Annotated in this window: 21 protein-coding genes and 2 tRNA genes; 20 read left to right on the top strand and 3 right to left on the bottom strand. The window is 72.0% G+C overall.

What is annotated here, in order from left to right:
- Positions 1–79 precede the first annotated feature (79 nt).
- From VT52_RS12150 to obgE, 6 genes are all read left to right on the top strand, one after another.
- Positions 80–4,405, top strand: coding sequence for an Rne/Rng family ribonuclease (locus VT52_RS12150; RefSeq protein WP_079174997.1), 4,326 nt, complete (start codon positions 80–82; stop codon positions 4,403–4,405).
- A 122-nt stretch (positions 4,406–4,527) separates the two neighbouring features.
- Positions 4,528–5,280 carry a phosphocholine cytidylyltransferase family protein gene (locus VT52_RS12145; protein ID WP_046421730.1) on the top strand — a complete coding sequence of 251 codons (753 nt, stop codon included), beginning with the start codon at positions 4,528–4,530 and terminating at the stop codon, positions 5,278–5,280.
- Positions 5,268–6,335 carry an iron-containing alcohol dehydrogenase family protein gene (locus VT52_RS12140; RefSeq protein ID WP_046421732.1) on the top strand — a complete coding sequence of 356 codons (1,068 nt, stop codon included), beginning with the start codon at positions 5,268–5,270 and terminating at the stop codon, positions 6,333–6,335. The genes VT52_RS12145 and VT52_RS12140 overlap by 13 nt, the downstream gene beginning before the upstream one ends.
- A 170-nt stretch (positions 6,336–6,505) precedes the next feature.
- The gene (rplU, locus tag VT52_RS12135) at positions 6,506–6,826 is read left to right on the top strand and encodes a 50S ribosomal protein L21 (RefSeq protein ID WP_009188585.1); all 321 of its coding nucleotides are present in this window, start codon (positions 6,506–6,508) and stop codon (positions 6,824–6,826) included.
- 14 nt (positions 6,827–6,840) lie between these two features.
- Positions 6,841–7,095, top strand: coding sequence for a 50S ribosomal protein L27 (rpmA, locus tag VT52_RS12130; RefSeq protein WP_030779398.1), 255 nt, complete (start codon positions 6,841–6,843; stop codon positions 7,093–7,095).
- A gap of 120 nt (positions 7,096–7,215) precedes the next feature.
- Positions 7,216–8,661: a GTPase ObgE gene (gene obgE / locus VT52_RS12125; RefSeq protein ID WP_046421735.1), complete on the top strand. Its 1,446-nt coding sequence runs from the start codon at positions 7,216–7,218 to the stop codon at positions 8,659–8,661.
- A gap of 80 nt (positions 8,662–8,741) precedes the next feature.
- On the opposite strand, the gene galU is transcribed toward obgE, so the two are convergent.
- Both galU and VT52_RS12115 read right to left on the bottom strand, forming a co-directional pair.
- The gene (galU, locus tag VT52_RS12120) at positions 8,742–9,650 is read right to left on the bottom strand and encodes a UTP--glucose-1-phosphate uridylyltransferase GalU (RefSeq protein WP_046421736.1); all 909 of its coding nucleotides are present in this window, start codon (positions 9,648–9,650) and stop codon (positions 8,742–8,744) included.
- A 66-nt stretch (positions 9,651–9,716) separates the two neighbouring features.
- Positions 9,717–12,020, bottom strand: a complete 2,304-nt coding sequence (locus tag VT52_RS12115; RefSeq protein ID WP_046421738.1) for a bifunctional glycosyltransferase/CDP-glycerol:glycerophosphate glycerophosphotransferase — start codon at positions 12,018–12,020, stop codon at positions 9,717–9,719.
- 767 nt (positions 12,021–12,787) lie between these two features.
- Here VT52_RS12115 and proB point away from each other — a divergent pair.
- From proB to VT52_RS12090, 5 genes are all read left to right on the top strand, one after another.
- Positions 12,788–13,915 carry a glutamate 5-kinase gene (gene proB / locus VT52_RS12110; RefSeq protein ID WP_079174996.1) on the top strand — a complete coding sequence of 376 codons (1,128 nt, stop codon included), beginning with the start codon at positions 12,788–12,790 and terminating at the stop codon, positions 13,913–13,915.
- Between the two features lie 132 nt (positions 13,916–14,047).
- Positions 14,048–14,473 (top strand): hypothetical protein, encoded by a 426-nt coding sequence (locus VT52_RS12105; protein WP_046421741.1) that lies wholly within the window; start codon positions 14,048–14,050, stop codon positions 14,471–14,473.
- Between the two features lie 75 nt (positions 14,474–14,548).
- Positions 14,549–15,835 (top strand): glutamate-5-semialdehyde dehydrogenase, encoded by a 1,287-nt coding sequence (locus VT52_RS12100; protein ID WP_046421743.1) that lies wholly within the window; start codon positions 14,549–14,551, stop codon positions 15,833–15,835.
- A gap of 85 nt (positions 15,836–15,920) precedes the next feature.
- Entirely contained in the window at positions 15,921–16,469 is a 549-nt protein-coding gene (locus VT52_RS12095) for an SCO2584 family spore wall biosynthesis protein (protein WP_046421744.1), read from the top strand.
- A gap of 80 nt (positions 16,470–16,549) precedes the next feature.
- The gene (locus VT52_RS12090) at positions 16,550–17,614 is read left to right on the top strand and encodes an SCO2583 family membrane protein (RefSeq protein ID WP_046421745.1); all 1,065 of its coding nucleotides are present in this window, start codon (positions 16,550–16,552) and stop codon (positions 17,612–17,614) included.
- Between the two features lie 158 nt (positions 17,615–17,772).
- Here the strand turns inward: VT52_RS12090 and VT52_RS12085 are convergent, their stop codons facing one another.
- Positions 17,773–18,852 (bottom strand): M48 family metallopeptidase, encoded by a 1,080-nt coding sequence (locus tag VT52_RS12085; protein ID WP_046421747.1) that lies wholly within the window; start codon positions 18,850–18,852, stop codon positions 17,773–17,775.
- A gap of 100 nt (positions 18,853–18,952) precedes the next feature.
- Here VT52_RS12085 and VT52_RS37930 point away from each other — a divergent pair, with 100 nt between their 5' ends.
- The 9 genes from VT52_RS37930 (at position 18,953) to VT52_RS12050 (ending at position 23,935) form a co-directional block, all read left to right on the top strand.
- Positions 18,953–19,120 carry a hypothetical protein gene (locus tag VT52_RS37930; protein ID WP_046421748.1) on the top strand — a complete coding sequence of 56 codons (168 nt, stop codon included), beginning with the start codon at positions 18,953–18,955 and terminating at the stop codon, positions 19,118–19,120.
- Between the two features lie 129 nt (positions 19,121–19,249).
- Positions 19,250–19,405: a hypothetical protein gene (locus tag VT52_RS37925; RefSeq protein WP_167377687.1), complete on the top strand. Its 156-nt coding sequence runs from the start codon at positions 19,250–19,252 to the stop codon at positions 19,403–19,405.
- Between the two features lie 56 nt (positions 19,406–19,461).
- Positions 19,462–20,163, top strand: a complete 702-nt coding sequence (gene nadD, locus VT52_RS12080) for a nicotinate-nucleotide adenylyltransferase (RefSeq protein ID WP_046421750.1) — start codon at positions 19,462–19,464, stop codon at positions 20,161–20,163.
- A 17-nt stretch (positions 20,164–20,180) separates the two neighbouring features.
- The gene (locus VT52_RS12075; protein ID WP_046421751.1) at positions 20,181–21,953 is read left to right on the top strand and encodes an LCP family protein; all 1,773 of its coding nucleotides are present in this window, start codon (positions 20,181–20,183) and stop codon (positions 21,951–21,953) included.
- Between the two features lie 135 nt (positions 21,954–22,088).
- Positions 22,089–22,532 (top strand): ribosome silencing factor, encoded by a 444-nt coding sequence (rsfS, locus tag VT52_RS12070; RefSeq protein ID WP_046421753.1) that lies wholly within the window; start codon positions 22,089–22,091, stop codon positions 22,530–22,532.
- The gene (locus VT52_RS12065) at positions 22,532–23,200 is read left to right on the top strand and encodes a histidine phosphatase family protein (protein WP_046421772.1); all 669 of its coding nucleotides are present in this window, start codon (positions 22,532–22,534) and stop codon (positions 23,198–23,200) included. Before rsfS ends, VT52_RS12065 begins: the two co-directional genes overlap by 1 nt.
- A 97-nt stretch (positions 23,201–23,297) precedes the next feature.
- A tRNA-Ala gene (locus tag VT52_RS12060) sits at positions 23,298–23,370 on the top strand.
- A 133-nt stretch (positions 23,371–23,503) separates the two neighbouring features.
- Positions 23,504–23,737 carry a hypothetical protein gene (locus VT52_RS12055; protein ID WP_037655034.1) on the top strand — a complete coding sequence of 78 codons (234 nt, stop codon included), beginning with the start codon at positions 23,504–23,506 and terminating at the stop codon, positions 23,735–23,737.
- A gap of 125 nt (positions 23,738–23,862) precedes the next feature.
- Positions 23,863–23,935: transfer RNA gene (locus VT52_RS12050), tRNA-Ala, on the top strand.
- The last annotated feature ends 98 nt before the right edge of the window (positions 23,936–24,033 follow it).

The raw sequence follows: 24,033 nt of genomic DNA, 5'->3' as shown, positions 1-24,033 counted from the left end.
CGTCACCGGTGGACGGCCCCTTCGGGCCGGTGCCGGAACCAGGCGCGGCGCCCGGGAGCCTGACGGGAGAAACGCCCGCATGCTGGAGCCGACCGAACCCAATGAGGGTTCCGAACTGAACACGCCGAGCGACACCCTGCCGCCGCGCAGGCGTCGCCGTGCCGCCTCCCGGCCGGCGGGTCCGCCCGTCGCGGCGGAGGCGCCCGCCGAGGTCACCCTCCCGGCCATACCGGCCGCTGAGGACCCCGAGGAGGCGGAGGGGTCCGCCGCCGGGGCCCTGACCCCCGAGGCGGCCGAGGAGGCCGCGCCCGCCGCGCGTCCGCGCCGCCGTGCCGCGCGCCGTGCGTCTGCGCCCGCTGGCGCACCCGCCGCGGAGACCGCCGAAGCCGCGGAGACCGTCGCGCCGGCCGCCGCCGCGGAGGTCGCCGAGGGCGGCGAGGTCGTCGTCGGCGAGGAGGCCGCACCACGGCGCACCCGACGCCGGGCCACGCGCAGCGTCGCCACGCCGAGCGCGGAGGCGGAGGCCACCGACGAGACCCCGGCCGAGGCCGAGGCGCCCGTCGCGCGTCCGCGCCGCCGTACCAGCCGTCGTGCCACCGCGCCCGCCGCCGAGGCCACCGAGACCGCCGCACCGGCCGTCGAGGCCGCGACCGAGACCCCGGCCGAGGCCGAGGCGCCCGCCGCGCGTCCCCGTCGCCGTGCCGCGCGTCGTGCGTCGGCGCCCGCGGGTGCGCCCGCCGCCGCCGAGGCCGTCGAGCAGGCGGAGACCGTCGTAGCGCCGACCGCCGTCGAGGCCGAGCCGGTCCAGGAGGCGGCGCCCGCCGCCCCCACCCGTCGCCGTGCCGCGCGTCGTGCGTCGGCGCCCGCGGGTGCGCCCGCCGCCGTCGAGGCCGCCGAGACCGTCGTACGGGTCACCGTCGAGGACGTCCCGGAGGCCGCGCCGGCCGCCGAGGAGCCCGCCGCCGAGGCCGCCCCCGCCCGTACCCGCCGTCGTGCCACCCGCCGCGCCTCCGCGCCCACCGGTGCGCCGAAGGCCGCCGAGGAAGCCCCCGCCGAGCCGGTCGTCGAGCCGGTCGCCGAGCCCGCCGTCGAGGCTCAGGCCCCCGCCGCCGAGGCCGAGAGCGAGGACGCCGGCCCGCGTCGTGGCCGCCGTCGCGCCACCCGCCGGGTCACCGCGCCCGAGAGCGCCCCCGCCGAGGCCGCGCAGACCCCGGAGGTTCCCGTCACCACACGCTCCACCACCGAGCCCGCGCCGGCCGCCGCCGAGGAGTCCGGGGCCGCCGAGACCCCCGCCCCGCGCCGGGCCCGGCGCCGGGCCGTGCGCCCCGCGTCCGGCTTCTCCGAGCCCGCGCGCGGCGCCGGGGCCGAGGAGGGCTCGCGCCGTCCCGCCCGTCCCGCCGTCGCCGTCTTCCAGGCCCCGGTGTTCGCCGAGCCGCGCTTCCAGACGCCCGAGCGGGCCGCCGCCGAGGCGGCCGCGGAGGCCGCCGAGCCGGTCGAGGCCGAGCAGCCCGCACCGCCGCAGCAGCCTGAGGAGCACGCGGAGGAGCGTGCCGAGGCCGGTTCGCGCCGTCGCCGCCGTCGCCGCGCCGAGCGCGTCGAGGAGGCCCCGGTCGCCGAGGCCCCCGCCGAGGACGAGGACGAGGAGCCGGAGGGCGCCGAGGGCGAGGCCGAGGACGCCGAGGGCTACGAGGAGTCCTCCTCGCGTCGCCGGCGCCGCCGGGGCGGCCGTCGTCGCCGCCGCGGGGACGCCGCCGAGGGCGAGGGCGGCGAGGAGTCCGAGGAACTGGCCGCCGAGCAGGCCGCGCAGGACACCGAGGACACCGCCGAGCAGGAGGAGGAGGACGCCGAGGAGGCGCACGGCGAGGAGTCCGGCGGCTCCAGCGCCGGCAGCCGTCGCCGTCGTCGCCGCCGTCGTCGCGCCGGTGAGTCCGCCGCGGACGGCGAGCCGTCCTCCGACGACCCGGAGCGTACGGTCGTCAAGGTCCGCGAGCCGCGCAAGCAGAGCGAGCCGTCCGACGAGGTGCAGTCCATCAAGGGCTCGACCCGTCTGGAGGCGAAGAAGCAGCGCCGCCGCGAGGGCCGCGAGCAGGGCCGCCGCCGCGTCCCGATCATCACCGAGGCCGAGTTCCTGGCCCGCCGTGAGGCCGTCGAGCGCGTGATGGTCGTCCGCCAGCACGGCGAGCGCACGCAGATCGGCGTCCTCGAGGACAACGTGCTCGTGGAGCACTACGTCAACAAGGAGCAGTCGACGTCGTACGTCGGCAACGTCTACCTCGGCAAGGTGCAGAACGTGCTGCCGTCGATGGAGGCCGCCTTCATCGACATCGGCAAGGGCCGCAACGCCGTGCTGTACGCCGGCGAGGTCAACTTCGAGGCGCTCGGCATGGCCAACGGCCCGCGGCGCATCGAGTCCGCCCTCAAGTCCGGGCAGTCGGTGCTGGTGCAGGTCACCAAGGACCCGATCGGTCACAAGGGCGCGCGTCTGACCAGCCAGGTCTCCCTGCCGGGCCGCTACCTCGTGTACGTCCCCGAGGGCTCCATGACCGGCATCAGCCGCAAGCTGCCCGACACCGAGCGGGCCCGGCTGAAGACGATCCTCAAGAAGATCGTCCCCGAGGACGCGGGTGTCATCGTGCGCACCGCCGCCGAGGGCGCGAGCGAGGACGAGCTGCGCCGCGACGTCGAGCGGCTCCAGGCGCAGTGGGAGGACATCCGGAAGAAGGCGAAGAGCGGCAACGCCCCGACGCTGCTGTACGGCGAGCCGGACATGACCGTCCGGGTCGTGCGCGACATCTTCAACGAGGACTTCTCCAAGGTCGTCGTCAGCGGTGACGACGCCTGGCAGACGATCCACGGGTACGTCGCGCACGTCGCGCCGGACCTCGCGGGCCGCCTGTCGAAGTGGACCTCCGAGGTCGACGTCTTCGCCACGTACCGGATCGACGAGCAGCTCGCCAAGGCGCTGGACCGCAAGGTCTGGCTGCCCAGCGGCGGTTCGCTGGTGATCGACCGGACCGAGGCGATGGTCGTCGTCGACGTCAACACCGGCAAGTTCACCGGCCAGGGCGGCAACCTGGAGGAGACGGTCACCAGGAACAACCTGGAGGCGGCCGAGGAGATCGTGCGCCAGCTGCGGCTGCGCGACCTCGGCGGCATCATCGTGATCGACTTCATCGACATGGTCCTGGAGTCCAACCGCGACCTGGTGCTGCGCCGCCTGCTGGAGTGCCTGGGCCGCGACCGTACGAAGCACCAGGTGGCGGAGGTGACCTCGCTGGGCCTGGTGCAGATGACCCGTAAGCGGGTCGGCCAGGGCCTGCTGGAGTCGTTCTCCGAGACCTGTGTGCACTGCAACGGCCGCGGTGTCATCGTGCACGTGGAGCAGCCCGGCACCGCCGGTGGCGGCGGCAAGCGCAAGAAGCGCGGCCGTGGCGGCGAGGCGCAGGAGCAGCCGCACGAGCACGAGACCGCCGCGGTCGCCGTGGAGAGCGGCGAGGCCGCGGAACCGGAGATCGAGACGGCCGCCGAGGTGGCCGCCGAGGTCGCGGAGCCGGTCGCCCTCGCGGCCCCGGAGTTCACGCCGGACGAGGAGCTGTACAGCAGCGTCGCCGAGGCGGAGGCGGCGGCCGGTCGCGGCCGTACCCGCCGCCGGGCGAGCCGTCGCGCGTCGGCCCCGGCGGGCGCGCCGAAGGCGGAGAAGTCCGCAAGGAAGCCGGCCCGGACGAAGGCCGCCGAGCAGGACGCCGCCGCCGAGGCCGTCGTGCCGACCGCGCAGGACGTCACCGCCGAGGAGGCCGCGGCCCGTCCGGTGCTGCCCGAGCCGGCCGTCGAGGCGCTGGCCGAGCCGGTGGCCGCCGAGGACCAGGTGGTTCCGGCCCCCGAGGCCGCCGAGGAGGCACCCAAGGGCCGTACCCGCCGTCGGGCGACCCGGAAGGTGTCCGCACCGGCCGGTTCCCCCGCGGGTGCCGAGGCCACCGTGGTGACCGTCGCCGAGACCGCGCCCGCGGCCCCGGTGGCGGAGCCCGCCGCCGAGGCGGCGCCGGCGCCCGCCGAGAGCGCCGCACCGGCCCGTCCGCGCCGCCGCGCGGTGCGGCAGACGGCCGCGCCGACCGCCTCCGAGGAGACGGCCGTCGTGGTCGTCCCGGCGGCTGCGGAGGCTCCCGCGGCCGAGGCCCCCGCCGAGGAGGCCGTGGCCGAGGAGACCGCGGCTCCGGCCAAGAAGACCGCTCGCAAGGCGGCCAAGAAGGCCACGGCGAAGAAGGCGGCCACCAAGAAGACGGCGGCGAAGAAGACCGCCGCCAAGAAGACCGCCGCCAAGAAGACGACGGCCAAGAAGGCGGCCGCCACGAAGAAGACGGCGGCCAAGAAGACCGCGGCGACCCCGCAGTCGGCCTCCGTCGACTGACCGGTCTCCGGTCACGCCTGGGTGCGGTCCTGTCCGCGAGGAGAGGGCCGCACCCGCTTTTTCGGCGGGCCGGGGCACCGCGTCCCGGGCCCGCGCCCCTGAACCGAAGGAGAGAAACCGCGATGATAGGCCTCGTGCTGGCGGCCGGCGCCGGACGGCGACTGCGCCCCTACACGGACACCCTGCCCAAGGCCCTGGTGCCGGTGAGCGCACAGGACGCGCCCGAGGCCGTCTCCGTCCTGGACCTGACCCTGGGCAACTTCGCGGAGATCGGGCTGACCGAGGTCGCGGTCATCGTCGGCTACCGCAAGGAGGCCGTCTACGCGCGCCAGGCCGAGTTCGAGGAGAAGTACGGCCTGAAGCTGACGCTCATCGACAACGACAAGGCCGAGGAGTGGAACAACGCCTACTCCCTGTGGTGCGGGCGCGACGCGCTCAAGGACGGTGTGATCCTCGCCAACGGCGACACCGTGCACCCGGTCTCGGTCGAGAAGACGCTGCTCGCCGCCCGCGGCGTGGGCAAGAAGATCATCCTCGCGCTGGACACCGTGAAGTCCCTGGCGGACGAGGAGATGAAGGTCGTCGTCGACCCGGACGGGGGCATGACGAGGATCACCAAGCTGATGGACCCGGCCGAGGCGACCGGTGAGTACATCGGCGTGACGCTGATCGAGGGCGACGCGGCCGAGGCGCTGGCGGACGCCCTGCGCACGACCTTCGAGCGCGACCCGCAGCTGTACTACGAGGACGGCTACCAGGAACTGGTCGACCGCGGCTTCCGCATCGACGTGGCGCCCATCGGCGACGTCGACTGGGTCGAGATCGACAACCACGAGGACCTCGCCCGCGGGCGGGAGATCGCATGCCGGTACTGACCCGGCTGTTCCCCTCGCCGATCGTCATGGACATCCGCGCGGGTGCCCTGGACGATCTGGCGGGTGTCCTCGCCGACCAGCGCATCTCGGGCTCCGGGCGGCTCGCCGTCGCCGTCAGCCGCGGCTACGGAGCCCAGCTGCGCGAGCGCCTCGCGCCGGCGCTGCCCGCCGCCACCTGGTTCGAGGTGGGCGGCGGCACCCTGGACGAGGCGGTCGACCTGGCCGACCGGATGAAGTCCGGCGACTTCGACGCGGTCGTGGGCATCGGCGGCGGCAAGATCATCGACTGTGCGAAGTACTCCGCGGCGCGGATCGGCCTGCCCCTGGTCGTGGTGCCGACGAACCTCTCGCACGACGGCATCTGCTCGCCCGTGTCCAACCTGGACAACGACGCGGGGCGCGGCTCCTACGGCGTGCCCGCGCCGGTCGCCCTGTTCATCGACCTCGACGTGATCCGCGAGGCCCCGCTGCGCTTCGTGCGGTCGGGTATCGGCGACGCCCTGTCCAACATCTCCGCGGTCGCGGACTGGGAACTGGACCACCGGGTCAACGGCGAGCGGATCGACGGTCTCGCCGCGGCCATGGCCCGTCAGGCCGGCGAGGCGGTCCTCAGGCACCCCGGCGGCTGCGGCGACGACGGGTTCCTCACCGTGCTGTCCGAGGGGCTCGTGCTGACCGGCATCGCCATGTCGATAGCCGGGCACACCCGGCCCTCCTCGGGTGCCTGCCACGAGATCAGTCACGCGCTGGACCTGCTCCACCCCCACCGGGCCGCCGCGCACGGCGAACAGGTGGGTCTCGGCGCCGCGTTCGCCACGTATCTGCGCGACGACCGCGAGGGTTCCCTTCTGATCGTGGAGTGCTTGCGCCGGCACGGGCTGCCCGTGCTGGCCGAGGAGATCGGCTTCAGCGACGAGGAGTTCGTACGGGCCGTGGCGTTCGCGCCGGAGACCCGGCCGGGCCGCTACACCGTCCTGGAGCACCTCGGACTGTCCGCCGAGGGGATCGCGGAGGCGTACGCCGGGTACGTCGCCGCGGCCGGACGCCCAGTTTGACCCTCACGGCCCCGGCCCGTAACCTTGACCGTCGGCGTGTCATCGAGCCCGCCACATCCCCGTAAACCTGTTCCTCCCGGACGCTGGGCCGGCCGGGAGAGGTCACCCATGCGTATGCCGGGTGGCTGGCCTGCGGGGGTGCCGTTTCTTCGAGCGAAAGAGAGATCCGCGTGTACGCCATCGTGCGCAGCGGTGGTCGCCAGCACAAGGTTGCTGTCGGCGACATCGTTGAGGTTGACAAGATTTCCACCGCCAAGGTTGGCGACACGGTCGAGCTCTCGACCCTGCTCGTTGTCGACGGCGACGCTGTGACCAGCGACCCGTGGGTGCTGGCCGGCATCAAGGTCCAGGCCGAGGTCGTGGACCACCACAAGGGCCAGAAGATCGACATTCTGCGCTACAAGAACAAGACCGGCTACCGCCGTCGGCAGGGCCACCGCCAGCAGTACACGGCGATCAAGGTCACGTCGATCCCCACGGCTGCGAAGTAAGGGACTGAGAAGACATGGCACACAAGAAGGGCGCATCGTCCACCCGGAACGGTCGCGACTCCAATGCCCAGCGGCTCGGCGTGAAGCGCTTCGGCGGTCAGGTCGTCAACGCTGGTGAGATCCTGGTCCGCCAGCGCGGCACCCACTTCCACCCCGGCGCCGGTGTCGGCCGTGGCGGCGACGACACCCTGTTCGCCCTGCTGCCGGGTGCGGTGGAGTTCGGTACCCACCGTGGCCGCAAGGTCGTGAACATCGTTCCGGTCGCCTGAATCATCTGATTCGGCATCGAACGTTTCGCGAGGCGGACCTCACTTCCCGGACGGGAAGGCGGGTCCGCCTTTCGCGTGTTAGTACCTAGACATACCCGTAATTTCTGGAGGCACTGAACCATGACCACCTTCGTGGACCGCGTCGAACTGCATGTCGCCGCGGGTAACGGAGGCCACGGCTGTGCCTCCGTCCACCGCGAGAAGTTCAAGCCGCTGGGCGGTCCGGACGGCGGTAACGGCGGGCGTGGCGGTGACGTCATCCTGACCGTGGAGCAGTCGGTCACCACGCTGCTCGACTACCACCACTCCCCGCACCGCAAGGCCACCAACGGCAAGCCCGGCGAGGGCGGCAACCGGGCCGGCAAGGACGGCCAGGACCTGGTCCTGCCGGTCCCGGACGGCACCGTCGTGCTCGACAAGGCGGGCAACGTCCTCGCCGACCTGGTCGGGCAGGGGACGTCGTACGTCGCCGCTCAGGGCGGCCGCGGCGGCCTCGGCAACGCGGCGCTGGCCTCGGCCCGCCGCAAGGCGCCCGGCTTCGCGCTGCTCGGTGTGCCCGGGGACCTCCAGGACGTCGTCCTGGAGCTGAAGACCGTCGCCGACGTGGCGCTGGTCGGCTACCCGAGCGCCGGCAAGTCCTCGCTGATCTCGGTGCTCAGCGCGGCCAAGCCGAAGATCGCGGACTACCCCTTCACCACCCTGGTGCCCAACCTCGGTGTGGTGACCGCGGGCTCGACCGTCTACACCATCGCCGACGTGCCGGGGCTGATCCCGGGCGCCAGCCAGGGCAAGGGCCTGGGCCTGGAGTTCCTGCGGCACGTGGAGCGGTGCAGCGTGCTGGTGCACGTCCTGGACACCGCGACCCTGGAGTCCGACCGTGACCCGCTCTCCGACCTCGACGTCATCGAGGAGGAGCTGCGGCAGTACGGCGGTCTCGGCAACCGGCCCCGCATCGTCGTCCTGAACAAGATCGACGTGCCCGACGGCAAGGACCTCGCCGAGATGGTCCGCCCCGACCTGGAGGCCCGCGGCTACCGCGTCTTCGAGGTGTCGGCGGTCGCCCACACCGGTCTGCGCGAGCTGTCCTTCGCTCTCGGTGACCTGGTCGGCAGGGCGCGTGCGGCCAAGCCCAAGGAAGAGGCCACGCGGATCGTCATCCGGCCCAAGGCCGTGGACGACGCGGGCTTCACCGTCACCCGTGAGGAGGTCGGCGGCGAGCCGCTGTTCCGGGTGCGCGGCGAGAAGCCCGAGCGCTGGGTGCGCCAGACCGACTTCAACAACGACGAGGCCGTCGGCTACCTCGCCGACCGGCTCAACCGCCTCGGTGTGGAAGAGCAGCTCATGAAGGCGGGCGCCCGGGGCGGCGACGGCGTCGCCATCGGCCCCGAGGAGAACGCGGTCGTCTTCGACTGGGAGCCGTCGGTCACGGCGGGTGCCGAGATGCTCGGCCGCCGCGGTGAGGACCACCGCTTCGAGGCACCCCGCCCCGCGGCCCAGCGCCGCCGGGACCGGGACGCCGAACGGGACGAGGCCGGCCGGGAGTTCGACGACTTCGAGCCGTTCTAGGCAGAGCCGACGACAGGGGGCGGGCCCGGAGGATTTCTCCTCCGGGCCCGCCCCCTGTCGTGTCCGGTGCGCCGGCCGGGTCAGCCCTCGGTGAGTTCCTGGCCGACATAACCGCGCAGCCAGGTCCGGAACTCCGGTCCCAGATCCTCGCGTTCGCAGGCGAGCCTGACGATGGCACGCAGGTAGTCGCCGCGGTCGCCGGTGTCGTAGCGGCGGCCCTGGAAGACGACGCCGTGCACCGGGCCGCCCAGCTTCTCGTCGGCGGCGAGCTGCTGGAGCGCGTCGGTCAGCTGGATCTCGCCGCCGCGGCCCGGCTCGGTCTCGCGCAGGACGTCGAAGATCTGCGGGGCCAGGACGTAGCGGCCGATGATCGCGTAGTTGGAGGGGGCGTCGGCGGGGTCGGGCTTCTCGACCAGGCCGGTGATCTTGACGGTGTCGCCCTCGGCGGTGGCCTCGACGGCCGCGCAGCCGTAGAGGTGGATCTGCTCGGGCGCGACCTCCATGAGGGCGATCACGCTGCCGCCGTGCTCCTCCTGTACCTCGATCATGCGCTGGAGCAGCGGGTCGCGCGGGTCGATCAGGTCGTCGCCGAGCAGGACCGCGAAGGGCTCGTGGCCGACGTGCGGGGCGGCGCACAGCACGGCGTGGCCGAGGCCCTTCGGGTCGCCCTGGCGGACGTAGTGCATGGTCGCCAGGTCGCTGGACTCCTGCACCTTCGCGAGCCGGCTCGCGTCGCCCTTCTTCTGGAGGGCGGACTCCAGCTCGTAGTTGCGGTCGAAGTGGTCCTCCAGGGGACGCTTGTTACGACCGGTGATCATCAGGACGTCGTCGAGTCCCGCGGACACGGCCTCCTCGACCACGTACTGGATCGCGGGCTTGTCGACGACCGGCAGCATCTCCTTGGGAGTGGCCTTGGTCGCCGGCAGGAACCGGGTGCCGAGACCCGCCGCCGGAATGACAGCCTTGGAAATGGTGGGGCGGGAAGCCATCAGGTGTTCGTCTCTCTCGTTTCGCACGTCGGGCGCCGGTGCGGCCGGGGTCGGCCGCGGCCGCGTTCAGGCGTCGATGAGGCCGTGCTCGCCGGTGGGCTGCCGCGGGATACGAGCCTGGGCGAGCGCCCCGGGCGCGGGCGCGGGCGTCCGCTCGTCCAGCGGGAGCACCGCGGGGGTGGCCTCCTGCCGGCCGAGGAACAGCCGGCGCACCACACGCTCGGCGGCGTTTCCGTCGTCGAACTGCACGAAGCGCTCACGGAACGCGGCGCGCAGCTCGGCGGCCTTGGAGCCGTTCCAGGCACCGGAACGGAAGACCTCGATCAGCTGGTCCTCGTCGGTCGCGGTCGCACCCGGCGTCTCGCCCGGCTGGCCGGAGAGGATGTCGAAGTAGACACCGCGGGCCTTGCGGTAGACCTCCCAGTCGTCCGCGTAGGTGACGATCGGGCGGTCCAGGCACGCGTAGTCGAACATGATGGACGAGTAGTCCGTGATCAGCGCGTCGGCAGCCAGGCAGAGGTCCTCCACCACCGGGTACGTCGACACGTCCTTGATCAGACCGCGCTCCTGGAGGGCCTCCAGGCGGGGGTCGGCGCCGTAGAAGTAGTGCGTGCGCACGAGGACGACGAAGTCCGGGCCGAGCTCGGAGCAGAAGCGCTCCAGATCGATGCGGGGGACGTAGCCCTTCTGGTAGTCGCGCACGGTCGGGCAGTACAGGATGGCCGTCTTGCCGTCCTCGATGCCCAGCTCGCGGCGGATGCGCAGGACGTCGTCACCGTCGGTGCGGAAGAAGACGTCGTTGCGCGGGTAGCCGAACTCGATCGCCTCGAAAGCGCAGGGGTAGACCCGCTCCCAGTTCTCCGTGGAGTGCTGGTTGGAGGTGAGGCTGAGGTCCCACTTGTCGGCCCGCTCCAGCATCTTGGCGAAGCTCATGTTCTTCGCGGCGGCCGGGTACTTCTGCTGGTCGATGCCCATCTGCTTCAGCGGGGTGCCGTGATGCGTCTGGAGGAAGACCTGCTCGGGGCGCTTGATGATGTCGTTCGGGAAGTTGACGTTGTTGACGAGGTACTTGGCGCGGGCCATGACCTCCCAGTAACGCGGCGAGTTGGCCACCACGTAGTCGACGCCCGCGGGGACGCTCTCCACCATGTCCCGGCGCACGACCCACACCCCGTGCACGTCCGGGGCGAGTTCCTTGGCCTTGCGGTAGATCGCGGCCGGGTTGCAGGCGACACCGCGGTTCCAGTAGGCCGCGTAGACCGCGAGGTTCTCGTCCACCGGGCGGCGCAGGTGCAGCCGGTACAGCCGGTTGTAGGCGGTCTTGCCGAGCTTGGTCTTGACCTTGGTGGCCCGCTGGATCACCTGGCGGCGGGTGTTGCCGGCGGCGGTCACCGCGGCGTACGCCGTGTAGGAGCCGCGTTCGAGCAGCTGGAACCGGACGCCCTGGGAGCCCTCGGGGAGCACGAAGCCCTTGGGCTTGTAGCGCTTGTACGAGGCGGCCGCGAGCTTGAAGAACTCCGCGCGGTCCTTGGGGACGATGCGGTCCTCGCGTGCCAGTGTGAAGAGGTAGTGGCTCGCCGCGCGCTCGAAGAGCAGGGCGCGCACCGGCTCCGCCTCCGGGTGCTGGTCGAGGAACTCGAAGAGGCGGGCGTACTGCTGGAAGATACCGAAGTGCTTGCGGCCGGGCGTACGCATGGAGTTGCCCTGGCGGCGCTGGCGGTACTCGACGCAGACGTGGTCGGTGGCGGCGATGCGCTCCGCGGTCAGCATGGTCTTGTAGACCATGAGCGCGTCCTCGTAAATGCCGTCCGTGAAGACGAAGTTGTTGCCGACGTAGAATTCGCGGCGATAGGCGCGGTTCCAGACGACGGCGAACATGGTGAGGAAGTCGGGCCGTTCGAGGGCCGTGAAGACGTCCGTGCCCGCGCTCGCGAGGAGTTCACCGGCCGCGCTCGCCTGGACCCGGTTGTTCCAGTACGTGCGGACGTGGTTGAGCAGCAGGATGTCGGGGTCGCCCGTGACCTCCAGGCGGTCGGCGATCGCCTGGAGCGCGCCGTCGGCCAGGGTGTCGTCGCTGTCCAGGAAGAGGATGTACTCGCCGCGGGACTTCAGCGCACCGGCGTCACGTGCCTTTCCGATGCCCTGGTTCTCCTCCAGGTGCACGGGTATGACGCGGCTGTCGAGGGCGGCGTATTCATCGAGTATCCGACCGCAGGCGTCGGGCGAGTGGTCGTCGATGGCGACGATCTCGAAGTCCTCGAAGGACTGGGACAGAATGGAGTCCAAGCACGCACGCAGATATCCCTGGACTTTGTAGACAGGGACGACAACGCTTATTTTCGGCGAAGCGTTTCCATTCGCTACGGGCATGCTTGGGGCTCCTGGACTGTCGGTCAGACTCTCAACCGCCTCCCGCCGCCGGTTCGGCGGGGGAGGCGAGAGGCACAAGGAGTGCGAGGTTAAGGGGCGTTTAACCCTACCCTAACGTGCCCTACCGGATGGTCTCACCGTATGACCGCGCGGGACCCGTTGCTCCGGGTGTGGTGTGACTCACGGGCGCGCGCGGAGGGCTTCGAGGTGGCCGGATCCGGTATCGCGGGCCGGGTGGCGCCGATCCGCGGGAGTGGCCGCCCGCCTGGGTAAGAGAAGGTGAGCCCACGGTGAGAACGACGCTTTCGGCGGTGCGAACCGGACGATCCGGTCAACCTGTCCCGCGCGGCCGCCGTCGGGGTCCGTGGCGCGGATGTCGTGAGCCCCGATCCATGGTTTCGGGCGGAATGTGGTGGATTCGACACCGATCCCCACGGCGCGGCCGCATGCCGGCGCCCGGCCGGGCGCCGGACGGCGGCACCCGGTGCCGCGGCAGCGGCCGCGGCAGCGGCGGCAGCGGCGCGGCGCGGCGAAGGAATTCTCCCGGCGCGATCCGGAAAGAAAAGGCCGCCGCCTCTTCGGAATTGCGGACCCCTCGTGAATGGCCGCGCCATTCGCCATTCCCGGCGCCCTTTCCGTCACCGTCTCCCCGGCCGCGCGGCGGCGGCCGGCGTCCGTCCGGTGAAACCGGAGCGCGCCGAAGGTCCCCGGTCGCGTACATTGCGCAGCACGAGGCCGGTACACGGGCGAAAGGGACGGCGGGCAAGGTGGCAAGCGCGAGGCAGGCTGTGGACGCGGCCCGCAGGATCGTCGTCAAGGTGGGGTCCTCCTCGCTGACCAGCGCGGCGGGCGGGCTGGACGCCGACCGGGTGGACGCCCTGGTGGACGTGCTGGCCAAGAGCCGGGGCGGCGGGGCGCGGGAGGTCGTCCTCGTCTCCTCCGGTGCCATCGCCGCCGGACTCGCGCCGCTCGGGCTGCGCCGCCGGCCCCGTGACCTGGCCCGGCAGCAGGCCGCCGCCAGCGTCGGCCAGGGGCTGCTGGTCGCCCGGTACACCGCCTCCTTCGCCCGGTACGGCGTCCGCGTCGGCCAAGTCCTGCTCACCAGCGACGACATGAGCCGCCGCGCCCACCACCGCAACGCCTCGCGCACCCTCGACAAGCTCCTCGCGATGGGCGCCCTGCCGGTCGTCAACGAGAACGACACCGTCGCCACCGACGAGATCCGCTTCGGCGACAACGACCGGCTCGCCGCCCTCGTCGCCCACCTCGTCCACGCCGACCTGCTGGTCCTCCTCTCCGACGTCGACGGCGTCTACGACGGCGACCCCGGCAGGCCCGGCACCTCCCGGATAGCGGAGATCCACGGCCCCGAGGATCTCGCCGGCATCGAGATCGGCAGCGCGGGCAAGGCGGGCGTCGGCACCGGCGGCATGGTGACCAAGGTGGAGGCCGCCCGGATCGCGGCCGCCGCCGGCATCCCGGTGGTGCTGACCAGCACCGTGCACGCGGCGGACGCCCTCGGCGGCGGCGACACCGGCACGTACTTCCACCCCACCGGCAAGCGTTCCGCCGACCGGCTGCTCTGGCTCCAGCACGCCTCCACCCCGCAGGGCGCGCTCACCCTGGACGACGGCGCCGTGCAGGCGGTCGTCAAGGGCCGCAAGTCGCTGCTGCCCGCCGGGATCGCCGCCGTGGAGGGAGAGTTCAGCGCGGGCGACCCCGTGGAGCTGCGGGACACCGCCGGCCGTGCGGTGGCTCGCGGGCTGGTCAGTTTCGACGCCAAGGAGATCCCCCGGCTGATCGGGCGTTCGACCCACGAGCTGGCTCGCGAACTGGGTCCGGCGTACGAACGCGAGGTCGTACACAGGGACGACCTGGTGCTCCTGCACGGGTGACACTCGTACAGCGGGGCGCCCCCGGGGGCCTCCGGTGGGGGACGTTCCGTAAAACCGCCCCGCGAAGCCTTACGGCCTGCTCAACTTTGTGTGCGAGACATGTTTCCGAGCACTTGGGTGAAGGAGGCCGTCGTGAGACGAGTGCGCCCTGGGGGTACCACCCGAGGTGCCCTGACCAGCGTCGCGGCCGGGGGCACCTACGAGGAACCCAGGGATCTGCCCCGGCTGTGGCACGTCACCCTCAGCGTGGCCGGCGAGAGCGTCCCCCTCGCGGACCTGCGCCGGGCCCTGGAGCAGCTGGCTCACGACCACCCCTTCCTGCTGACCAGCAGATACGCGAGCGACCACGCCGAGATCCGGTACTGGGAGGAGGCCCGCGACCTGCATGACGCGGCCGCCGTGGCGCTGCGTCTGTGGGGCGAGCACCGGCTCAGCGCCGGACTGCCCGCGTGGGAGATCGTCGGGCTGGAGGTCATCGACCGCGAGACGTACCACCAGCGCATCGCGGAGGGGTACGGGCCGCCGCCCGCGACCCCCGTGGGGGTCCACCCCTTCTGAGCCCTTACAGGAGTTTTCGTCTCGGGGTGTGAAACGTGCGCGGAAGGGCTCCGCACCGCGCACTACCCTTCCCTCATGACCACGCTCTCGCCGTACGACTCGATGTCCCCGGTCACCCAGGCCGCCTACCGGGCCAGGGCAGCCGCCGCCGGCCTCGCGCCGCTGCCGCGCGCCGTGAAGGACGACGCGCTGCTGGCGATCGCCGACGCCCTGGAGGTACGGACCGGGGAGATCATCGAGGCCAACGCGAAGGACGTGGCCAAGGCCCGCGAGAACGGCACCGGCGAGGCCGTCGTGGACCGGCTCAGCCTCACCCCCGAGCGGGTCCGGGCCATCGCCGCCGACGTCCGCGACGTGGCGGGGCTGCCCGACCCGGTCGGCGAGGTGGTCCGCGGCTCCACCCTGCCCAACGGCATCGACCTGCGCCAGGTCCGCGTCCCGCTCGGCGTCGTCGGCATCGTCTACGAGGCCCGCCCCAATGTCACCGTGGACGCCGCCGCGCTCTGCCTGAAGTCCGGCAACGCCGTCCTGCTGCGCGGCTCCGCCTCCGCCTACGAGTCCAACACCGCCCTCGTCCGGGTGATCCGGGACGCGGTCGGCGGCGCCGGGCTGCCCGCCGACGCCGTACAGCTGGTGCCGGGGGAGAGCCGCGAGTCCGTGCGCGAGCTGATGCGCGCCCGCGGCCTGGTCGACGTCCTCATCCCGCGCGGCGGCGCCTCCCTGATCAGGACCGTGGTCAGCGAGTCCACGGTGCCCGTCATCGAGACCGGCACCGGCAACTGCCACGTCTACGTCGACGCGCAGGCCGACATCGACATGGCGATCGACATCCTCGTCAACTCCAAGGCCCAGCGGGTCAGCGTGTGCAACGCGGCCGAGACGCTGCTGGTCCACCAGGACATCGCCGCCGAGTTCCTGCCGCGCGCCCTGGACGCGCTGGCCGAGGCCGGCGTGACCGTGCACGCCGACGAGCGGGTCATGGCCCACGCCGAGGGCTCGAAGGCCACCGTGGTCGAGGCGACCCCGGAGGACTGGGAGACCGAGTACCTGTCGTACGACATCGCCGCCGCCGTAGTGGACTCCCTCGACAAGGCCGTCGAGCACATCCGGCTGTGGACCTCCGGGCACACCGAGGCGATCGTCACCACCTCGCAGCAGGCCGCCCGCCGGTTCACCCAGTTGGTCGACTCGACCACGGTCGCCGTGAACGCCTCCACCCGGTTCACGGACGGCGGCCAGTTCGGCTTCGGCGCGGAGATCGGCATCTCCACCCAGAAGCTGCACGCCCGGGGCCCGATGGGCCTGCCGGAGCTGACCAGCACCAAGTACATCGTCACCGGCGACGGGCACGTCCGCCGCTGACGACCGGCCCGGCCGGGCGTCTCGACAGGTGGATGAATTTCCGTACCGTCTGCCCAAATTGATCCCCCAGGTCTACTCTGGACATGTGCCGGAGGACGTGGGGGGCACGCCGTTCCCTGACGGCTGGGAGCCCGACGACGACCACGACCGCGGGGTGTCGGACGAAGAGTTCGCCTCCGTGGTCTTCGACGAGGACTTCGTACGGGCGGCCACGGTCCACGAGCCGACCGCCGTCGAACGCCTCCTCGCCGCCGCCGAGGCCAGGGCCGAGGCCTCGGAGGCCGCCCGCCGCGCCCGCGCCCGGAGCGAGCGGCGTGACGACGCCTACGGGGGCGCCGATCTCGGCGAGGACCCGGACGGCGACGATCTCGACGAGCTGGACGACCTCTACGCCCTCGGCGGGGGACCCTTCGACGGCCACGGCAAGCAGGTCCGCTGGCACCGGCCGGTGGCCTGGGTGCTCGCCGTGGTGATGGGCGTCGGCATGGTGGCCCTCGCCTTCGCCGCGGTCTACCGGGGCACCTCCTCGGGCACCCGGGACCAGCTGCCGTCGTCCACCACGACGGGCCAGAACCAGGTTCCCACGGCGGACCCCGCGCGCCCGGCGGCGTCGGCGGTGCCCCACCTGCCCTGATCGGCTCCGGGTGAGGAGTTGTCAGAAGTTGTGGTGGAGCGGGGTGTTTACCCGGGGTCCCGGGAACCCACTCTGAAGGTATGGGCGGGCCTGGAGACCCACCGGAGGGGACACCCGAGGGCGGCCCCGGAGGTGCGGAGGACGAATACCGATCCGTCGTGTTCGACGAGTCGTTCGTGCGCGCTGCCCGCCTCCAGGAGTATTCGGCCGAGGAGCGGATGGCCGACCACGCGCCCGCCGTGCGCCGCCGGCCGCCGCACCGCAGGCTCGTCCGCCAGGCGATGATCCTGGTGCTGCTGATGGCCGTGGCCTTCGGCACCGCCGTCTACATGGGGGTGCGCCATCCGTACGACTCCGCCGCGGCCCCGCGTCCCGTGGAGCCGCTGCGGATGACGGTCGTACCGCTCGCCCCGCGGGGCAGGGTGCCCGGGGGGACGGACGCGGAGACGCTGTACGCGCACAGCCCCGCCGCGCGGTTCGACATAGGCGCCGAGGGGGTCCCGCTGCCGGCCGCGCGGGGCACCGCGCACTTCTCGGACAGCGACGTCATGACGGCGCTGACCACGGCCAAGGACTACATCGTCCGTTCCTCGCTCTACCCGGAGGTGCTCACCGGGCACGAGACGGCTCCCGCGCGGGCACTCGTGGACTCCGGCCAGCTCGCCCAGTTCGACCGGAGCTTCGACCGTCCGGCGGCGGACGGCCGGCACGCCCCGACCGGCTGGGTGGTGCGCCTGGACCCGGCCCGCGACCGGCTGGCCGACGACCGGATACGGGTCCAGGGCGATCTGCGCTTCATGGAGGAGGACCCGGTGACCCTGGAGGTCAGCGCGGACCACACCTTCGTCTACGCCCTGCGCCCCACCGGCGGCGCGAGCGGCCACGTCTCCCTCTTCACCGTCCGCCGCGTGCTGACCTTCCGTTTCACCCGCGACGACCTGCGCACCCGCCAGGTCCAGCTGACCACGGCCTACGTCGAGGCCGGCCCGCTGTCCTGCGCCGGGGACTCCACGTCCCACCTCCACCCCCTGCTGGCGGGCCAGGCCCCCCGTCCGGGCACCCCCGCGGGCACCGACCCGTACGAGACGGACAGCCCCGCCTCCCTGTGCGGCACGCTGGCCAAGGGGAGCGAGCCCCAGGTGTGAGGAGGGGCGGACCGGGGAGGGTGGCTCGCCCCCGAGGCCGGGCGTCCCGCCGCCGCCCTGCCCGCGCGAGGGGGCGAGCGGCGCGGACCGGGCCGGAGCCGTCACCGGGGCCGGACCGGGCCCCACCGGGCCCCGGCCGTCCGGCCCCGGGCCGTGTCCTACTCCGCCGCCGTCGCCGGACCGCCCTTGGCCGGCGGGGGGCTCTTGAAGCCGTCGAAACCGCGCTTGACGCGGCCGCCCAGGTCGCCCGCGCCGCCCGCCAGATCGGTGACCAGCTTCATCAGGGGGTCCTTGGAGTCCTTGACGTCGCTCGCGTAGCTCGCCGCCGACTCGCGGAAGGAGTCGCCGACCTTGGCGTCCTTGTCGTCGTCGCGGCGCGGGTAGTGGCCGTCCATGATCCGCTGGTGGTCCCGCGACTCGGCCCACTTCTTCAGCTCCGAGGCGCGCACGGTGGTGAACGGGTGCGAGCGGGGCAGCACGTTCAGGATCTTCAGCACGGAGTCGCGCAGGTCGCCGCCGGAGTCGTACTCCTCGGCCTGCTCCAGGAACGCGTCCACGTTCATCTCGTGCAGGTGGTTGCCGCCCGCGATCTTCATCAGGCCGCGCATCGAGGCCCGTACGTCCTGGCCCACCAGCAGCCCGGCCCGGTCCGCGGACAGCTCGGACTTGCGGAACCACTCCCGCAGCGCCGCGATGATCGCCATGATCGCGAGATTGCCCAGCGGGATCCAGGCGACCTTGACCGCCAGGTTCGTCAGGAACAGCAGGACGGTGCGGTACACGGAGTGCCCGGACAGCGCGTGTCCGACCTCGTGGCCGACGACCGCCCGCATCTCCTCCTCGTCCAGCAGCTCCACCAGGCCCGTGGAGATCACGATGATCGGTTCGTCCAGGCCGATGCACATCGCGTTCGGCTGCGGGTCCTGCGTGACGTACATCGGCGGGACCTTCGGCAGGTCCAGGATGTAGCAGGCGTCCAGCAGCATGTCGTGCAGATGACCGAACTGACGTTCGGAGACGCGTACCGAGTCGGACAGGAACAGCAGCCGCAGGCTCCGCTCCGGCAGCAGCCCGCTCAGTGCCTTGAACACCTGGTCGAACCCGCTGAGCTTGCGCAGCGCCACCAGGGCGGACCGGTCCGCCGGGTGTTCGTACGCCCGCGAGGAGATCCCCGGGAAGCGCCTCCGCTGCCTGCTGGGCACCCGCTCGTGCCCGCTCTGCCGATCGCCGTCGTGCATGTCTTCCCCCAAGTGCGTGTGAGTGCCGTGAGCCCCCGAGGCGGGGTTCAGCCTAGGCGGAGATACCGTGGACGGGCAGACAGCCGAAGGAGTCCACGCCATGGAGCACCACCCCGCAGCCGCCCGGCTGACCGAGGCCGCGGCGAGCGCCGCCCAGCAGCAGGGGGGCGGAGGCGACGTGCTCCGTATCGTGCTGCTCGTGATGATCGCGGGCTGCGCGCTGACCGCCTGGTTCCTGCTGCGCGGCTACAAGCAGAAGGACGACTGAGGCACGGCGGGAGTTCCCCGCCCGGCCCCTGGCTTCCCGACGGCGGAGTCGGCGTGATCGCCGGCGGACCGCCCGCATACGATGAGCCGACGTCTTTATCCCGCCCACACGCGATAGGTCCTGTCGAAGATGATGCTCACCAGCGCCGCAGCCCCGCTGATCTCCCTCGCCGCCGAAGAGGGCGGCCACCACGACAGCCTGAACCCCGCCGTCACCGGCGGCTCCGCCTTCGTCATCCTGCTTCTCCTGCTGTGGATCACCACCCGCTTCAACCGCGACCGCTGAGCCGGGGGACCGGCCCCGGCCGGACGCCGGGGACCGGGCCGGTAGGGTCTGCACGCATGGGAGAGCAGGACATGCCTACCGGTCCGGCGCACGACAGCGCCGACGACGCCGACATGGCCGACCGGCCGCAGTACCGCAGGCACCGGCCGGGCCACGGCCCCGCCCGCCCCGGCAAGCGGCGCCTGGGTGTCATGGGCGGCACTTTCGACCCGGTCCACCACGGGCACCTCGTGGCGGCCAGCGAGGTCGCCGCGCGGTTCCAGCTGGACGAGGTGGTGTTCGTGCCCACCGGCCAGCCGTGGCAGAAGTCCCACCGCCAGGTCTCCCCGGCCGAGGACCGCTATCTGATGACGGTCATCGCCACCGCCGAGAACCCGCAGTTCTCCGTCAGCCGCATCGACATCGACCGCGGCGGCCCCACCTACACCGTGGACACCCTGCGCGACCTGCGCGCCCTGAACCCGGACACCGACCTGTTCTTCATCACCGGTGCCGACGCCCTCGCCCAGCTGCTGACCTGGCGCGACAGCGAGGAGCTGTTCTCCCTCGCGCACTTCATCGGCGTCACCCGGCCCGGCCACCACCTCAGCAACCCGGGACTGCCGGAGGGCGGCGTCTCGCTGGTCGAGGTTCCGGCGCTCGCCATCTCCTCCACAGACTGCCGTGCGAGAGTCGCCAAGGGCGACCCCATCTGGTACATGGTGCCGGACGGAGTCGTGCGCTACATCGACAAGCGCGAGCTGTACCGCGGCGAGTGAGCCGAGAGGGGCACCCGGTGAACGACCGATACGACGCGGGGCAGTACGAGATCGTCGGTTACGACGAGTACGGACAGCCCGTCTACCGCCAGGTCCCGGCGCAGCAGGCTCCGGGCGGGTCCTACGACCCCTACGCCCAGCAGCAGGGATACGGCCACGACGGCTACGGCACCCCTCAGCCGGCGCAGCCGTACGGGTCGTACGGCACGGGGCAGCAGCCGCAGGTCCCGTCGTACCCCTCGCACGAGGGCTACCCCGGCAACGGCGGCTACCCCGGCAACGACGGCTACGGCGGCTACGACACCTACGGGACCCAGGGCCAGGGACACGGGGGGAATTCCGGGTACGACCCCTACGGGCAGGCCGCGAGCAGCGGGCAGCAGCCCCGGGTCGCCGAGCAGACCCCGCACATCCCCCAGCAGGCACGCCCCCAGGACGCGCCTGCGCACAACCCGTACGCGGAGCTCGCGAGCGACGACGACGGGGACGACGGGCGCGCGGACGGCGAACCGGACTACCGTACCGAGCAGTTCGCGTTCGTGGAGGAGCCGGACGGCGACTCCGAGGACGTCATCGACTGGCTGAAGTTCACCGAGAACCGCACCGAGCGCCGCGAAGAGGCTCGGCGGCGCGCCCGCAGCCGGCTCGTCGCCCTCGGCGTCGTCCTCGCCCTCGTCGCGGTCGGCGGCGTCGGCTACCTCTGGTACGCCGGCAAGCTGCCCTTCCTGTCCTCCTCCGGCGCCGGCGCGGGCTCGGCCCCGGCGGCCGGCGCCCAGAAGCGCGACGTGATCGTCGTCCACCTGCACAACACCGGCAAACGCGGCACCTCCACGGTGCTGCTGGTCGACAACACCACGACCGAGCGGGGCACCACCGTCCTGCTGCCCAATTCCCTGGCGCTGACCGACGACGACGGTTCCACCACGACCCTCGCCAAGTCGGTGGACGACGACGGCTCCTCCGGCACCCGTGACCAGCTGGACACCGTCCTCGGCACCAACATCCAGGGCACCTGGCGTCTGGACACCCCTTACCTCCAGAACCTGGTCGATCTGGTCGGCAACATCGACATGGACACCAATGCCGACGTGCCCGACCCGGACGCCAAGAAGAAGGGCACCGAGCCGCTCGTCTCCAAGGGCAGCGACCAGACCCTCAGCGGCAAGATGGCCGTCGCCTACGCCACCTACCGGGCCCCCGGCGAGTCGGAGAACGCCCAGCTGGAGCGGTTCGGGCAGGTCATGCAGGGCGTGCTGCGCAAGATCTCGACCGACGCCTCGGACGCCACGGTCACCGTGCAGAGCCTCGCGCAGATCCTCGACCCCTCGCTCACCGACAAGGACCTCGGCGCCTTCCTGGCCAAGCTCGCCGGTCTCGCCAAGGAGGGCGACTACAGGACGGCCCTGCTGCCGGTGCGGCCGGACGGCACGCTCAGCGCCGGCACCAGCGACAGCGTGGTCAAGGACATCCTCGGCGGCACCGCGAAGAGCCCCGACGCCGGCGGCGCGGTCCGGGTCTCGGTGCGGAACGCCACCGGGGTCAAGGACGACACCGAGCAGGCCCGCGTGGTGCTCCTGAACGGCGGCTTCACCTTCCTGGAGGGCGGCAGCGGCGGCAGCCGGGCGGCGGCCTCGAAGGTCGTCTACCAGGACGCCTCGGACAAGCAGAACGCCACCGAGGTCGCCAAGACCCTCGGCCTGCCCGCGGGCTCCGTCACCAAGGGCTCGGTCTCCTCGGGCGCCGACGTCTCGGTGGTCCTGGGCCAGGACTACAAGCCGTCCGGCTCCTGAGCACGGTCCGGGGCGCCTCCCGCGATGCCTTCGCTCGTGCGGGGGCGCCTCCCGCGATGCCTTTAATCACGTGGGGTGCCCCCGGCGGTCCGTGAGACCCTTGAGGTTCAGTACCCGCCGACGGAAAGCCACGCAGTGACCGCCACCGATCGTTCCCTTGAGCTCATCAACACCGCCGCGCAGGCGGCTGCCGACAAGCTCGCCCATGACGTCATCGCCTACGACGTCAGCGACGTCCTGTCGATCACGGACGCCTTCCTGCTCGCTTCCGCGCCGAACGACCGCCAGGTCAAGGCCATCGTCGACGAGATCGAGGAGCGCCTCCAGAAGGAGCTCGGCGCCAAGCCGGTGCGCCGCGAGGGCGACCGCGACGCCCGCTGGATCCTGCTCGACTACGTCGACATCGTGGTCCACGTCCAGCACAGCGAGGAGCGCGTCTTCTACGCCCTGGAGCGGCTGTGGAAGGACTGCCCCGAGCTCGAACTGCCCGCCGACGCCAAGGCCACCCGCGGCAAGGGCGAGGAGCACGCCAGGCTCCAGGAGTCCGAGGCCGACGGGGAGCCGGGCGGGGAGTGGTGATGAGCGCCACGGGTGAGGTGACCGACCGCAGGGACCGGGGCCGCCGCGTCATCCTGTGGCGGCACGGCCAGACCTCGTGGAACGTGGAGCGCCGCTTCCAGGGCAGCACCGACGTGCCGCTGACCGAGACCGGCATCGGGCAGGCCCGTCGCGCCGCCCGGCTGCTGGCCTCCCTGCGCCCCGACGCGATCGTCTCCTCGGACCTGACGCGGGCCGCGGACACGGCCGCCGAGCTGGCCGTCCTCACCGGCCTCGACGTGACCCGCGACGAGGGCCTGCGCGAGACCTACGCGGGCGTCTGGCAGGGGCTGACGCACACGGAGATCATCGCCCGCCACGGCGACGAGTACGCCGCCTGGAAGCGCGGCGAGGCGATCCGCCGCGGCGGGGGCGAACTGGAGACCGAGGTCGCCGACCGGGCCGCGCCCGTCGTCCGGCGGCACGTGGAGAAGCTGCCCGTGGACGGCACCCTGGTGGTCGTCAGCCACGGCGGCACCATCCGCACCACCATCGGCCGGCTGCTCGGCCTCCAGGCCTCGCACTGGGAGAGCCTCGGCGGCCTCTCCAACTGCTGCTGGTCCGTGCTGGGCGAGGGCGCGCGCGGCTGGCGCCTGCTGGAGCACAACGCGGGCACCCTCCCCGAGCCGGTCCTCGGCGACGACGACTGAGCCCGCGGCGGCGCCGCGAACCCCGGATTTCACTTTCCGGCAGGTCACAGGCTAAAGTTCTTCTTGTTCGCCCCGCCGAGCGGGAAGAACGCGGCAAGGGGCTATAGCTCAGTTGGTAGAGCGCCTGCATGGCATGCAGGAGGTCAGGAGTTCAATTCTCCTTAGCTCCACAGGAGGAAGATCCCGTCCCCGTCAGGGGGCGGGATCTTCTGTTTGTGCTACTGAAGCGTCGCTGACCGTGTCGGTCCCCTCGTGGCAGAATCGGACGGCCGGAAGGGGGCGCGGTCCGACGGGAGCTGATCGATGGGTGCACACAGGCGGAAGTGCGACTGGTGCGGCAGCGGTACGCCCATCGTGCGCGACATGGAGCCGGTCAACGCCGACTACCAGTACTGGTGCGAGGAGTGCGCGCGGGCGCTGATCATAAAAGGCGACCCGATCGAGACGTACCGGGAGCTGGAGGGCGAGCCGATCTACGGCCGTCTCCTGGAGGAGCACTGCACCCTCAAGAGGTTCTACTCCTTCGTCGCCGCCTGATTCGATCATCGGAAAAAGGGACATTCAGGACCAAGTGGTCTTAGTGGGAACCGATTTGGTGCTCCGGCCCGGTGCCTGTAATGTTTACGACGTCGCCGGGGGAACCGGGCGGAGAAACAAAACAAGGGGCTATAGCTCAGTTGGTAGAGCGCCTGCATGGCATGCAGGAGGTCAGGAGTTCAATTCTCCTTAGCTCCACAGAAGTCGAGAGCGGATCATCCGGAAGGGTGGTCCGCTCTCGGTCTATCCGTGCCCTGAGTCCCCGCCGGATCGACGCCTGCGGTACCCTAGGCGCC

The sequence above is a fragment of the Streptomyces malaysiense genome (genome assembly GCF_000980885.2).
Lineage (GTDB): Bacteria > Actinomycetota > Actinomycetes > Streptomycetales > Streptomycetaceae > Streptomyces > Streptomyces malaysiense.
The sequence above is the reverse complement of the archived record's forward strand: the minus strand, read 5'-3'. Positions and strand labels throughout refer to the sequence as shown.

What these genes read in the sequence shown, in the direction of transcription:
- VT52_RS12085 (WP_046421747.1), bottom strand. Translation starts at nt 18,852, where the DNA reads ATGCACGACGGCGATCGGCAGAGCGGGCACGAGCGGGTGCCCAGCAGG.
- rpmA (WP_030779398.1), top strand. Translation starts at nt 6,841, where the DNA reads ATGGCACACAAGAAGGGCGCATCGTCCACCCGGAACGGTCGCGACTCC.
- VT52_RS12140 (WP_046421732.1), top strand. Translation starts at nt 5,268, where the DNA reads ATGCCGGTACTGACCCGGCTGTTCCCCTCGCCGATCGTCATGGACATC.
- VT52_RS12150 (WP_079174997.1), top strand. Translation starts at nt 80, where the DNA reads ATGCTGGAGCCGACCGAACCCAATGAGGGTTCCGAACTGAACACGCCG.
- VT52_RS12115 (WP_046421738.1), bottom strand. Translation starts at nt 12,020, where the DNA reads ATGCCCGTAGCGAATGGAAACGCTTCGCCGAAAATAAGCGTTGTCGTC.
- nadD (WP_046421750.1), top strand. Translation starts at nt 19,462, where the DNA reads ATGGGAGAGCAGGACATGCCTACCGGTCCGGCGCACGACAGCGCCGAC.
- obgE (WP_046421735.1), top strand. Translation starts at nt 7,216, where the DNA reads ATGACCACCTTCGTGGACCGCGTCGAACTGCATGTCGCCGCGGGTAAC.
- VT52_RS12090 (WP_046421745.1), top strand. Translation starts at nt 16,550, where the DNA reads ATGGGCGGGCCTGGAGACCCACCGGAGGGGACACCCGAGGGCGGCCCC.
- VT52_RS12100 (WP_046421743.1), top strand. Translation starts at nt 14,549, where the DNA reads ATGACCACGCTCTCGCCGTACGACTCGATGTCCCCGGTCACCCAGGCC.
- VT52_RS37930 (WP_046421748.1), top strand. Translation starts at nt 18,953, where the DNA reads ATGGAGCACCACCCCGCAGCCGCCCGGCTGACCGAGGCCGCGGCGAGC.
- VT52_RS37925 (WP_167377687.1), top strand. Translation starts at nt 19,250, where the DNA reads ATGATGCTCACCAGCGCCGCAGCCCCGCTGATCTCCCTCGCCGCCGAA.
- VT52_RS12145 (WP_046421730.1), top strand. Translation starts at nt 4,528, where the DNA reads ATGATAGGCCTCGTGCTGGCGGCCGGCGCCGGACGGCGACTGCGCCCC.
- VT52_RS12065 (WP_046421772.1), top strand. Translation starts at nt 22,532, where the DNA reads ATGAGCGCCACGGGTGAGGTGACCGACCGCAGGGACCGGGGCCGCCGC.
- galU (WP_046421736.1), bottom strand. Translation starts at nt 9,650, where the DNA reads ATGGCTTCCCGCCCCACCATTTCCAAGGCTGTCATTCCGGCGGCGGGT.
- VT52_RS12055 (WP_037655034.1), top strand. Translation starts at nt 23,504, where the DNA reads ATGGGTGCACACAGGCGGAAGTGCGACTGGTGCGGCAGCGGTACGCCC.